The sequence below is a fragment of the Halolactibacillus miurensis genome (assembly GCF_900116255.1).
In the GTDB taxonomy this organism is placed as follows: Bacteria; Bacillota; Bacilli; order Bacillales; family Amphibacillaceae; genus Halolactibacillus; species Halolactibacillus miurensis.
The window spans coordinates 123,965-136,950 of the sequence record NZ_FPAI01000003.1 but is presented as its reverse complement, the minus strand read 5'-3'; the positions used below and the strand labels follow the sequence as shown (position 1 = coordinate 136,950).

Sequence of the window (12,986 nt, the reverse complement as noted above, 5' to 3'; positions counted from 1 at the left end):
GATAAGTTGAGGGTGAAACAAAAAACACCCACTTCTTTGAAAAATAAGAAGAGGGTGTTGTAACCGCACATGTCCTCCTCTTATCTCTCAGATGTCACATCTGTAGGATTTAGCACCTTTCTGCCTATGCAGGGGTTGCTGGGCGTCGCAGGGCCTATTCCCTCAGCCACTCGTAATAAGAGTTTTAAGTTGTTAGTATGGATTATAGTGAACTTCATCCCGTTCGTCAAGTGATAAGTTAGAATTTCTTAAATTTTTTATCGATTTAAGTGTATAAACTTATATGTCCTGTTAGTACGCATTAATATCGGTAGGTGTATCAGTATTTGCCTCTCCTCTAATCTCAATCATGAGTCTATGTGGCAAACAAATACTCGTCTCACCAGGACGCGAGATCCAACCGGTTTTCACCGCGATTTGGTCGGGTGAATTATCTTCTTTTACCCGAATCCGCGTCTCATCAACTTCAATGATGTTGTATTGATTCCCCGCAGGATAATAAGTTTTTAGCTCATGTGGTGTCGTATCACTTAAAATAAATTCATCAACGATTTCGCCATCAATAGAGATATAAGCGACGACGGTATCATCTGCCGACTGGGCATAGCTGTAGTGAAAGATCGCGAGTGGCGTAAAAGAAATGATCAGTAACATCAAGATGACAAAAGCATCACTGATTGTGAGAATGCTTTTTACTTGACGAAGCGACTTATTGGTCATGGCTTAACGCCCTTTCAGCCGTTTCAAGAGCGGCCCCAATCACTTGGTGCATGTCATAATATTTATACGTCGCGAGTCTACCACCAAAGATCACGTTCGTTTCTTTTTCGGCGCGTTGTTTATATTTTAGATAGAGGGCATTATTTTTCTCATCGTTGATAGGATAATACGGCTCATCCCCCTTTTTCCAATCACTTGGATATTCTTTGGTGATGATCGTGTCAGGTTGCGTCCCAAAATTAAAATGTTTATGTTCAATGATGCGCGTATAAGGTGTGTCCGAATCAGTATAATTCACAACGGCGTTTCCTTGGTAGTTACTGATGGGCTTTAGTTCTGTTTCAAACCGTAAACTCCGGTAGTCAAGGGTGCCATCGACGTAATCAAAGTACTGATCAATCATCCCAGTAAAGACCGTCTTTTTAGCCAGTTGTTGATAGTGATCTTTATCATCAAAAAAATCAATACCGAGTCTAACGTCAGATTTTTCAAGCATCTGTTCAATAATGTGGGTATAGCCTTCCGTTGGAATACCTTGATAACGATCATTGAAATAATTGTTATCGTACGTAAATCTCACTGGCAGGCGCTTAATAATAAACGCTGGAAGTTCCGTCGCAAGTCGACCCCATTGTTTTTCGGTATAGCCTTTGATCAGTTTTTCATAAATATCCGTACCAACAAGTGAGATCGCTTGTTCTTCTAAGTTGGTTGGATGAGTTACACCTGCTTGTTGTTTCTGACGTTCGATGACTTCTTTCGCCTCATCAGGTGTTACCACACCCCATAATTGATGAAAGGTGTTCATGTTGAAGGGGAGGTTATAAATGTCCCCGTGATAATTAGCGATGGGAGTATTAGTAAATCGGTTGAATGCTGCGAATTGATTCACATAATCCCAAATCTTTTTACTATTCGTATGGAAAATGTGCGCGCCGTATTTATGGACATCAATCCCGGCTTGTTTTTCTGTATAGATATTCCCACCGATATGGTGACGTTTATCAATCACCAGGCAAGTTTTCCCTTGTTTTGTTGCTTCATAACTAAACACAGCGCCAAAAAGTCCGGCGCCAACAATTAAATAATCATACATCATATTAAGACCCCTTACATGTTTATATTTTACTAGAGAAGAAAAAAGGAAGGCTGGTATTTTAAAAAATGGGTGTGCTATACTTAAAGGCGATTGGGCTCTAATGGAGTTGAACCTTTAATGTTTATGGTGTAAATTATCACCTATCAATCTAAAATTGTAAAGGATAGATTCGTCCCCTATCGTTAGGGAGAGTCCTTATAACGTAAGACAAAAGGAGTGACGGGGAAATGGTAAAGGTGGCAATCGTTGAAGATGAAACATTGTACCACGAACAATTGGAAGCGTTTTTAACGACATTCAAAGAAGAACAACATCAGCCGCTGGAGTGGTCAATCTATACCGATGGTGATCAGTTTATTGATCACTATACTTCCCAGTTTGATATTATCTTCTTGGATATTCAAATGCCTTTAATGGATGGGATGACGGTCGCAGAAGAAATTAGAAAAGTTGATCAACACGTGATTATTATCTTTATTACGAATATGACCCAATATGCGATTAAAGGCTACGCGGTCGATGCCCTTGATTATGTTTTAAAGCCGATCAATTATTTTGCCTTTAAAGAACGGCTACTCAAAGCGCTTGAACGTCTTGAGCTTAAAAAAAGTCGCTTTATCACCATTAAAGTAAAAGGTGGCGTCGTAAGATTGGAACTAAAAGATCTCTATTATATTGAGAGCCAAGGTCATCAACTCCTCTTTCATACGATAGACGGGATCATTGAATCAACGGGGGCGATTAAACATTATGAGGAAGTATTAAAAGGTGACGGTTTTTACCGGATACATAAAGGGTTTATGGTTAATCTTAACTACGTTCAAGGAATTAATGATCCGTTTGTCGTCATGAAAACAACAGAATTACCGATGGGTCGAACGAAGAAAAAAGGCTTTCTAGACACGCTCACTAAACATTGGGGAGACCAATCGATATGAACGATCTATTTCCAGAGATTCCGCGTTTATTTACAGCTTTATCTGAGTGGCTTGCGTGTGTTGTCTATATGAGTATGTTAAAACGTCATTATACTGGCGGAAAACTTATCAGCATCATGCTAGGGGCTTTAGTCATCCAAGCATCATTTTTAATGGTAACGGGTGATTTACCGATTTATTTCTGGATTCCAAGCATGGCACTTGCGGTGATGATGATGTGGCTATTTATCTATACAACGACAGAGGTATCCATGTATGAAGCTGGTTATTTTGTCGTTAAAGCTTTTGTCGCCGCAGAGCTCGTTGCTTCATTCCATTGGCAGTTACATTTTTATTTGTTAAGAAACGAATCCGCTTATTCAATGTTAAGTGTGAGCTTATTAATCACAACGTATCTTCTTTTGTTTTTTCTTATTTGGTTTCTCGAAAGACAACACATCCCAAAAGACGGTGTGTTAGGCATAAAGCCACGCGAGTTTTGGTCAAGTGCGACGATTGGGGTGGCTGTTTTCTTTATTAGTAATCTAAGCTTTGTTTCGGTGCGAACACCTTTTAGCGGACAGTATACGACGGAGATTTTAAATATTCGCACACTCGTAGACCTCGGAGGTTTTGCGATTCTATTTGCTTATCACGTTCAATTAAATGAACTAAGAGTTAAACATGAACTGGAAGCGATGCAAAACATTTTTAAATATCAATATACCCAGTACCAACAGTCAAAGGAAAGTATCGATCTTATTAACTTCAAATACCATGATTTAAAACACCAACTGATTGCCCTAAAAGCAGAAACAGATCCTGATAAACGAGAAGCGTTTATCGATGAGATGCAAGATGAGATAAAGATGTTTGAAGCCCAACATAAAACCGGGCATCACGTGCTTGATACACTCTTGACGATGAAACATATGAACTGCTTAAAAAACAACATCACGTTGACAGCTGTCGCGGACGGACAGTTATTAAATGAAATGGATGTAAAAGATATTGTCACCATTTTTGGTAATGCTTTAGACAATGCGATTGAATATGAGTGTAAGGTAAAGGATAGTGACAAACGTCTGATTCATGTGTTACTTAAAAAACAACACCAGTTTACGATGATTCAAGTTGAAAACTATTTTGAAGGTGCCTTGCGTTATCAAGACGGCTTACCGTCTACAACAAAGAAGAATAAACAAGCCCATGGTTACGGAATCAAAAGTATCAGACATGCGGTCGAAAAGTACGGCGGTACGGTACAGATTAGCGAGAAGAACCACTGGTTTAAACTGATGATTTTATTACCACATACAGTATGATGACAAGACTATTCAACGGCGAATAGTCTTTTTCTATGGGCACTTAGATGTCGTTTATGTAAAAAAACGTGACGTTCATGAAGAATGATAAGCGCTTACTTAAATTCATGTTAAATTATAACCATCATGTTGAACATGCTTTAACGTTAAGGTGTACAAATGGCAGGTGAAAATACGAGATATAAAAAGAGGGAAAAGAGATGAAACATAAACAATTAGTTGAACAAATGACACTCGAAGAAAAGGCATCGTTGATGTCAGGGAAAAACTTCTGGGAAACAGAAAGCATTGCACGCTTAGGTGTTGACAGTATCTTTCTTGCGGATGGCCCGCACGGGATTAGAAAGCAAGCGGCCGCTGCCGATCACTTAGGATTAAATGAAAGCGTTCCAGCGACGTGTTTTCCAACTGCTGCAACAGTAGCTAATAGCTGGGATACCGAACTCGGTGAAAAAATCGGGGAACATCTCGGTAGAGAAGCACATGCACAAGGCGTTAATGTGCTGCTTGGCCCTGGTATTAACATGAAACGAAATCCGCTATGTGGGCGTAATTTCGAATATTTCAGTGAAGATCCTTATCAAGCCGGCAAATTATCAGCGGCCTACATTCGCGGGATTCAGTCTCAAGGGGTCTCTGCTTGTGTGAAACACTTTGCGGTGAACAATCAAGAAGAACGCCGGATGTCGATTGATACGATTGTGGATGAACGTACGTTACGTGAAATATACTTAACCGCTTTTGAAATCGCCATCAAAGAAGGTGATGTGAAGACGGTAATGTCGTCTTACAATAAGTTAAACGGTGACTACACAAATGAACATCGACACCTCATGCAAGAGATTTTACGTGAGGAATTTGGCTTTGATGGTGTCGTTGTCACCGACTGGGGCGGTAGTAATGACCGAGTGAAAGGCTTAATCGCAGGAAATGAGCTTGAAATGCCAACGGCCAATGGTGAGACAGTCCAAGACATTATAAAGGCTGTACAAACAGGCGTGATCGAAGAGGAAATCTTAGATACGGCCGTTGATCGACTCTTAGAGTTAATGTTAACAACAAACGAAGCACTAGCCAGAGACAAAGCAACAATTGACGTAAAAGGTCATCACGCTTTCGCTGAGAAGGTGGCAGAAGAGTCTATCGTCTTATTAAAAAACGAGGGCAATATTTTGCCGTTAAAGAAAACAGAAAAGCTCGCGATCATTGGTGACTTTGCTTATACCCCGCGTTATCAAGGGGCCGGTTCATCGGTTGTTAATCCGACTGAACTTGAAACAACATTGGAAGCGGTTAAACGATACGATTTAGATGTTGTCGGTTATGCGCCAGGCTTTAATCGTTACGGGAAAAAAGATCAGAAGAAACTTAAACAAGCGCAGCAACTTGCCAAAGAAGCTGATGTGATTTTACTCTATTTAGGTCTTGATGAAGTAACAGAAGCGGAAGGCCTTGATCGAAGTGATATGAAGATTCCTTCAAATCAACTTGACTTAGTCCAAGCAGTAAAGACTGTGAATCCGAACATTGTCGTGGTGCTTTCATGTGGTTCGGCCGTGGAATTACCGTTTGTTGATGACGTGAAAGGTCTTGTCCACGGGTATTTAAGTGGTCAAGCAGGGGCTAAGGCGATGCTGAATATTTTAACAGGGAAAACAAACCCGTCAGGGAAATTATCAGAGTCCTACCCGATTCGCTACGAAGATACACCAACGTATCACTACTTCCCAGGTAAAGAAGTGAGTGTTGAGTATCGTGAAGGTCCATTTATCGGTTATCGTTACTATGATTCAGCGGATGTTAACGTTAGGTTCCCTTATGGTTATGGCCTAAGTTATACGACCTTTAAGTATGAAGATGTATCCGTTACTGATACCGGTGTCACGGTCAAATTAACCAATACGGGTGGCGTGGCTGGAAAAGAAGTCGTTCAACTCTATGTTGGAAAAGAATCGAGTCGGATCTTTAGACCGAATAAAGAGCTTAAAGGGTTTAAGAAAGTCCATTTATTCCCGAATGAAACAAAAGAAGTCACGATTGATTTTGATGACTATACGTTTAGATACTTTAACGTCAGCACGAATAAGTGGGAAAAAGAAGCGGGCACGTATCAACTCATGATTGCGTCATCTAGTGAGACGATTCAGTTAATGACGACGATAGACATTGAAGGATCAGTCAATGCCCATCCATATGATGAAAAAGTGTTAGCGCCTTATTATACAGGCAACATACGTGAGATCAGTGATGCGGCATTTGAAGCCTTGATTGGAAGACCGATTCCAAAATCAACTTGGGACAGATCACAACCATTAGGCTATAATGACACGATTAGTCAGTGTCGCTATTCGAAAGGTTGGATTGGACGATTCAGTTACCGTCTGGTGACTTTCGCGCATACTTTCCTTTGGAAGATGGGTAAGCGTGAGACGGCGAACTTGATTATGATGTCGGTGTATCATATGCCGTTTAGAGGTTATGCCAGAATGACGGGTGGAGCAATTAATATGCCGATGGTTGACGGGATGTTAACGGCGATTAATGGTCAGTTCTTTAAAGGCATCAAAGAAGTAGTCAAAGGTCGAAAACAACTTAAAAAATGAAGTAAAGCTATTATCATTAGCTTTTAAATAGCTCATTTACTTCCTATACACATATATCTAAGGAGGCTATACAGAAATGGAAAAGAAAAAAATGAGTAAGAAAAAGTTTCGAACGGTATGGAGTACGATATTATCGGTGTTAGTGATCATTGTCATTGGTGCCAATATTGCTCTAAATTATTATTCAGATGTCATTACAGCGTACTTTGATGAGCTAGATATTACTAGTCCAGAAGCCGTCGCCGTAAGAGATGAATCTAAAGAAGTAGCAGAAAAAATCGCGGATGAAGGTATTATTTTATTACAAAATGATGATAATGCCCTTCCATTAGCAGATGGGGCAAAAGTAAACGTATTTGGTTGGAGTTTTACTAATCCTATCTATGGTGGTACAGGTTCAGGTGGCACAGATGCCTCTACAGCTATTACGCCTTTAGATGGATTTAAAGATGCGGGTATTGAAGTGAATCAATCGTTATATGATGATTATGTAGCAACAGGCATTGAAAGACCGCTTGTACTTATGGATGGCCAGGATTGGTCTGTTCCAGAACCTGTCGCTAGTGACTTTTACACTGAAGACAGAATCAATCAAGCAAAAGAATTTTCAGACACAGCTGTCATCTTCATTTCTCGTTCAGGTGGAGAAGGCGCTGACTTACCAGATGTCCTTGATGGTCCTGATACATTTGATCCTGATGCGGGGATGTTTGGGGCAGGACAAAAATTCGGGAATGAAGATGATCTAGATCCAGATAAACACTATTTAGAACTCAGTAACAGAGAAAGAGATATGGTTGAAGTTGTTACAGCCAACTTTGATAATATTATCGTTGTTGTGAACAGTGCTAATACGTTTGAATTAGACTGGACAAGAGAGTATGAACAAGTGAAGAGTGTTATTAATATTGCTGGACCAGGACAAAGTGGTTTTGGTTCATTAGGAAAAGTGCTTGCAGGTACAATCAACCCATCAGGTCGCACGGTTGATCTATATGCGACAGATTTATTTGATGCACCGGCAGCTAAAAACTTTGGTGACTTTAGCTATGTTGTAGAAAATTCAGATGGTAGCTTCTCACAAGCTTATGATCAAGAGAATGTACCACTTAAGTATATTAATTATGCCGAAGGTATTTACGTTGGTTACCGTTATTATGAAACGGCAGCTGCAGAAGGGGCCATCAATTACGAACAAAAAGTTATGTATCCCTTTGGACATGGGTTAAGCTATACGACTTTCGAACAAGAAGTCGTGTCTGGTTCACTCGTATGGGATGACTCAGAAGTGACGGTTGACGTTGAAGTAACCAATACGGGAGAAATGGCCGGAAAAGATGTTGTTCAACTCTATTATTCAGCGCCTTACACAGGCAATATTGAAAAATCAGTTGTTGACCTTGGCGCATTTGTGAAGACAGACGTGATTGAACCAGGTGCATCACAAGTTGTGACCTTGTCATTTAACGTAGATGATATGGCTTCATACGATTCAAACAAAGTCTATAGCGACAATGGGGCATATGTTTTAGAATCTGGTGAGTATGACTTAATGTTAATGCGTAACTCACATGAAAAAATCGCTGATGTAAGTTCAAAAACACTCAGTGAAACAGTCTTTGATGAAACAGCTCGTGAAACAGATCAACAAGTGGCAACCAATCAATTTGATGAAGATGTGACAGGAGAAGGCAGTATTGAAACGTATCTGTCTAGAGAAAACGGATTTGAAAATATCGATGAAGTAAATCAAAACGACGTATTTGAGATTACGACAGAAGAAGGCGACGTCGTTGAAGTAAAAGGAACACTAGTAGATGAAGCCTTTATAAGCATGGTCAATGATGTGCGTTATGATATTACTGAGCGTGAACACGATGAAGCACCGATAACTGGAGAAGACAACGGATTGACATTAGAGGAGTTTACCGGTGTAGATTATGACGATGAACGCTGGGAAGAACTTTTAAATCAACTATCCGTTGAAGATATGGAATCACTTGTATTAAATGGTGGTTATAAAACCGTTGAATTAGAATCTGTAGAAAAACCAGGGACAGTAGATTATGATGGACCAGCGGGTATTAGTTCGTTTGTATCTGCTACTGGAGCATCAGGGATTCCATTCCCGTCACAAGTGATGGTAGCCTCCACGTGGAACCTTGTGCTTGCTGAAGAAATGGGACAAGCCATTGGAGCTGAAGCAGAAGTGTATGGCGTAACAGGATGGTATGCGCCTGGTATTAACCTTCACCGTACGGGATTTGCCGGACGTAACTTTGAGTATTATTCTGAAGATCCATTACTTTCAGGTAAAATGGCGGCAAATGCGATCAAAGGGTACCAAGATAATGGTGGCGTTGTTTATATGAAACACTTTGCGCTCAATGACCAAGAAAAAAATCGTCAATTAGGCGTCTTAACTTGGAGTCATGAACAAGCCATTCGTGAAATTTATTTAGAACCATTTGAACTTGCTGTAAAAGAAGGTGGCGCTATGGGAGCGATGTCTGCCTTTAACAGTATCGGAACGACTTGGGCCGGTGCCAGCAATGGTTTATTAAACGAAGTATTACGTAATGAGTGGGGCTTTAAAGGGACAGTTATTACCGATATGTATATTATTGATGACACACCTTATATGAGTGCACAACAAGCGATTAGAAATGGTAATGACTTATTGCTTACGGGTGTTGCACCTTATGGTGTACCTGAGTTTGATGCTACGGGCATTGATACGCAGTGGGCACTTAGAGACGCCTCTAAAAATATTCTTTACACAACAGCAAATAGTCGCGCGATGGATGCAGGTATGAGTGATGAAACACCGCAATGGGTGACAATTTCTATCTATGTCAATATTCTTATTGGCCTAGCCATTGTATTAGCTTTCTACTTTGTATTCAAAAACAGTAAAAAACGAGACGTTGCTTAATTTAATTAGCTAACTATATTTATCAGCTCATTTAGCGGTACTCAATTGAGTGCCGCTAAAAAATTAATCAAACTATAGGTCATCATACGAGACATGGCCAATGTCAATAAGTGTGTGATCTAAAAGTGAACGACAGGGATGCAAGTTATTTAAAAAATACTAGACTTATACAACAAAGGAGCAGTAAAATGAGTGCTGACTACATTAAAAAAGAGAAAGAAGGGGCAAAGCCACTTCAGTTTTGGACGAATTTTAAAGAAAACCATCCAAATACCGCGCAGTTTCTCGTGTTTTTCTTATTGAGTAATGGTGTGACGGTCTTACAGATTGTGTTAATGCCGTTGTTAAGAAGTTGGTTTGCGGATACAGCCTTAATTTTTACCGATTTTCAAATCTGGCAAGTCGGTCAGAGTGTGGATGGTAGTGCCTATTATATTTTTGACTACCCAGCTGGTGCTTTAGCTGACGGCGGAGGTGGCGGTTTAGCTTACTTTTTAGCGGTTCAAATTAGTATTGCGGTGGCACAGATTATTAACTTCTTTGCTCAGCGAAATATTACCTTTAAATCGAATACGAATCCATGGGTGGCGGCGTTTTGGTATGTAATTGCGTATATCTTAATCACGATCGGCGCAGCCGCAGCACAAGGGTTTTATAAGGCACCGATTTACGACCTATTCATGAATACATGGGGCTTAGGGCAAACAGGAGAGACGCTCGCTGATATTATTACAATGGTGATTAATGCGGCCATTTCATTCTGGGTCTTTTATCCAATCTTTAAAATTATCTTTAAACAAGTACCTGAAGAAACAAAAGAAAGATAAGGTTGTGATTGTATGAAACTATTATCTATTATTATTCCTTGCTACAACTCGGAAAGTTATATGCACTACGCGATTGAATCACTTGTGGTAGGTGGAGAAGATGTTGAGATTCTGCTCATTAACGATGGTTCAACTGATGAAACAGAAGCGATTGCGACTCACTATGCAGCCAAGTATCCAGGGGTCGTTACGGCTATCCATCAAGCAAACGGCGGACATGGTGAGGCGATTAACACCGGTCTTAAACATGCGACGGGTCTTTATTTTAAAGTCGTCGATAGCGATGACTGGGTCGATACTAGGGCTTACCTTAAACTACTTGACACACTAAAGACATTTTCTGGAACGACCGGGACGATTGATTTACTCATCAGTAATTTTGTTTATGAGAAACAAGGAAGTAAGTATCGTAAAGTGATGCGTTATGACAACGTGTTACCAAAAGATAAAATATTTTCATGGGATGAGGTTAAACCGTTTAAAAAAGGGCAATTCATGATGATGCATGCGATGATTTACCGGACAAATCTATTACGAGAAGCGAATCTGACGTTGCCAAAGCATACGTTTTATGTTGATAATCTGTATGTCTACACACCGCTCCCTCATGCCACACGGTTGTTTTATCTTGATGTTGACTTCTACCGATATTTCATTGGTAGAAGTGATCAATCAGTCAATGAAAGTGTGATGATTCGCCGAATTGATCAGCAACTTAAAGTTAATCATTTGATGTTAGAGGCGATTGATTTAGATACGATACACAATGAACGGTTACGCGATTACATGTTGAAACACTTAGAAATTGTCACGGTAATTTCCGCTATTTTATTGATTAAATCAGGCACGAAAGAAAACTTACGGAAAAAGCGTGAACTCATGCGTTATGTGAAACAAGAAAATGTTGAGCTATACGTCAATCTTAAATATGGATTGATGGGCAGGTTGATTAATCTACCGGGTAAAGTCGGGCGAATGATTAGTGTCATGGCTTATAAGATCTCGCAAAAAGTGATTGGGTTTAATTAATGATGAAGAAACAAGCGTTTAATCCTTACCTTCCAAGTGATGAGTATATACCTGATGGAGAGCCGTATGTATTTGGTGACCGTGTGTATGTTTATGGTTCACATGATCAGTTTAATGGCAAAGCCTTTTGTGAGAATGATTATGTGACGTGGTCTGCCCCAATCGATGATTTAGCAAGTTGGCGATATGAGGGTATCATATACAAAAAGAATCAAGATCCACACAACAAAACAGGAAAAAAGAATATGTTTGCGCCAGATATCGCGAAAGGACCTGATGGACAGTATTATCTCTACTATACATTAGGTTTTTCTGGTGTCATGTCTGTCGCCAAAAGCGAAACACCTACGGGACCTTTTGAATTTTACGGGCACGTAAAATATCCTGACGGTAACATTGTCGGCAAACAAACAGGCGATGTCTTTCAATTTGATCCGGGCATATTTGTTGACGATGAACGCGTGTACCTCTATTCAGGATTTGCACCAAAGAAAACCTCACCTTTAAGGCTGTTATCAAAAGGCAGACGGATGGTTGGTGCGTATGTTTTTGAGTTAGAAAAAGATATGCTGACGGTTAAATCAGGTCCGGCATTAATCGTGCCTCAAGTCTCTGACGCTAAAGATACAAGCTTTAACAATCACGCGTTTTTCGAGGCGAGTTCGATGAGAAAGATGGGTGAGCGCTATTACTTTATCTATTCATCGATTCATGAACACGAACTCTGTTATGCCATCAGTGATTATCCTGATCGAGATTTCGTTTTTGGTGGCACGATCATTAGTAACGGTAATATAGACGTTGACCAACAAGACAGACAAGCAGAATATTATTATGGCAATAACCATGGCAGTTTAGTCGAAATAAACAATCAATGGTATGTGTTTTATCACCGACATACCAATGGTCATATGTTTTCACGTCAAGCATGTGCAGAGAAAATAACCATTAATTCAAATGGCTCGATTGATCAAGTGGAGATGACAAGCTGTGGATTAAATAATGGACCGTTATTAGGTCAAGGTGAATATGAGGCGAGAATCGCTAGTGTACTTATGTCAGATAAAGGTGCGAATCGTTACCGTCCATGGGCGATTTTAAACAAATATCGACAGCCTTATATAACAGAAACAAAACAAGACGGCGAGGACAGACCTATCCAATATATTGCGAATATGCATGATGGAAGTGTGGTTGGATTTAAGTACTTTAACATGATGAACTTAAATAAGCTAGCAATAAAGGTAAAATCTAAAATGAATGGAAAAATCCTCGTTAGTACGGAACTAAATGGTAAACAAATGACGGCAATTGATGTGAAATCATGTGAGGAATTTTCTTGGTTTTCGTCTAGAGAATTAGAAAATGTTGAAGGTATAGTAGCGCTATATTTTATGTTTATAGGGGAAGGAGTGTTGGATTTTTTATCATTTGAATTGAGTTAATATGTGTAACGTTATAACTGGATTTTTTAATAAAACGATAGCGTAACTTGTTTAATTTTCCAATCGGCATTATTGACTTAGATAGT

The 12,986-nt window shown here is 39.8% G+C and carries 9 protein-coding genes and 1 riboswitch; of the genes, 7 read left to right on the top strand and 2 right to left on the bottom strand.

What is annotated here, in order from left to right:
• Positions 1-77: 77 nt before the first annotated feature.
• Positions 78-182, bottom strand: a riboswitch (SAM riboswitch).
• Positions 183-291: 109 nt separating this feature from the next.
• Complete coding sequence (locus BM390_RS03380; RefSeq protein ID WP_062320614.1) at positions 292-720, bottom strand: NusG domain II-containing protein; 429 nt, start codon at positions 718-720, stop codon at positions 292-294.
• Entirely contained in the window at positions 710-1,816 is a 1,107-nt protein-coding gene (glf, locus tag BM390_RS03375) for a UDP-galactopyranose mutase (protein ID WP_089852950.1), read from the bottom strand. The genes BM390_RS03380 and glf overlap by 11 nt, the downstream gene beginning before the upstream one ends.
• Before the next feature lie 230 nt (positions 1,817-2,046).
• Between glf and BM390_RS03370 the strand changes: the two genes are divergently transcribed.
• From BM390_RS03370 to BM390_RS03340, 7 genes are all read left to right on the top strand, one after another.
• Positions 2,047-2,757 carry a LytR/AlgR family response regulator transcription factor gene (locus tag BM390_RS03370; RefSeq protein WP_089852918.1) on the top strand — a complete coding sequence of 237 codons (711 nt, stop codon included), beginning with the start codon at positions 2,047-2,049 and terminating at the stop codon, positions 2,755-2,757.
• Complete coding sequence (locus BM390_RS03365; RefSeq protein ID WP_062320616.1) at positions 2,754-4,061, top strand: GHKL domain-containing protein; 1,308 nt, start codon at positions 2,754-2,756, stop codon at positions 4,059-4,061. The genes BM390_RS03370 and BM390_RS03365 overlap by 4 nt, the downstream gene beginning before the upstream one ends.
• Before the next feature lie 200 nt (positions 4,062-4,261).
• A complete protein-coding gene (locus BM390_RS03360; RefSeq protein WP_089852917.1) occupies positions 4,262-6,664 on the top strand; it encodes a beta-glucosidase in 2,403 nt (800 codons plus the stop codon).
• A gap of 76 nt (positions 6,665-6,740) precedes the next feature.
• Positions 6,741-9,599, top strand: a complete 2,859-nt coding sequence (locus BM390_RS03355; RefSeq protein WP_062320618.1) for a glycoside hydrolase family 3 protein — start codon at positions 6,741-6,743, stop codon at positions 9,597-9,599.
• 188 nt (positions 9,600-9,787) lie between these two features.
• Positions 9,788-10,426: a hypothetical protein gene (locus tag BM390_RS03350; protein WP_062320620.1), complete on the top strand. Its 639-nt coding sequence runs from the start codon at positions 9,788-9,790 to the stop codon at positions 10,424-10,426.
• Positions 10,427-10,438: 12 nt separating this feature from the next.
• A complete protein-coding gene (locus BM390_RS03345) occupies positions 10,439-11,455 on the top strand; it encodes a glycosyltransferase family 2 protein (protein WP_089852916.1) in 1,017 nt (338 codons plus the stop codon).
• Positions 11,455-12,900, top strand: coding sequence for a family 43 glycosylhydrolase (locus BM390_RS03340; RefSeq protein WP_256212379.1), 1,446 nt, complete (start codon positions 11,455-11,457; stop codon positions 12,898-12,900). Before BM390_RS03345 ends, BM390_RS03340 begins: the two co-directional genes overlap by 1 nt.
• The last annotated feature ends 86 nt before the right edge of the window (positions 12,901-12,986 follow it).

Bases quoted from the DNA above. Each gene is read 5' to 3' on its own strand.
- glf (WP_089852950.1), bottom strand. From the start codon at position 1,816: ATGTATGATTATTTAATTGTTGGCGCCGGACTTTTTGGCGCTGTGTTT.
- BM390_RS03355 (WP_062320618.1), top strand. From the start codon at position 6,741: ATGGAAAAGAAAAAAATGAGTAAGAAAAAGTTTCGAACGGTATGGAGT.
- BM390_RS03350 (WP_062320620.1), top strand. From the start codon at position 9,788: ATGAGTGCTGACTACATTAAAAAAGAGAAAGAAGGGGCAAAGCCACTT.
- BM390_RS03360 (WP_089852917.1), top strand. From the start codon at position 4,262: ATGAAACATAAACAATTAGTTGAACAAATGACACTCGAAGAAAAGGCA.
- BM390_RS03365 (WP_062320616.1), top strand. From the start codon at position 2,754: ATGAACGATCTATTTCCAGAGATTCCGCGTTTATTTACAGCTTTATCT.
- BM390_RS03345 (WP_089852916.1), top strand. From the start codon at position 10,439: ATGAAACTATTATCTATTATTATTCCTTGCTACAACTCGGAAAGTTAT.
- BM390_RS03340 (WP_256212379.1), top strand. From the start codon at position 11,455: ATGATGAAGAAACAAGCGTTTAATCCTTACCTTCCAAGTGATGAGTAT.
- BM390_RS03380 (WP_062320614.1), bottom strand. From the start codon at position 720: ATGACCAATAAGTCGCTTCGTCAAGTAAAAAGCATTCTCACAATCAGT.
- BM390_RS03370 (WP_089852918.1), top strand. From the start codon at position 2,047: ATGGTAAAGGTGGCAATCGTTGAAGATGAAACATTGTACCACGAACAA.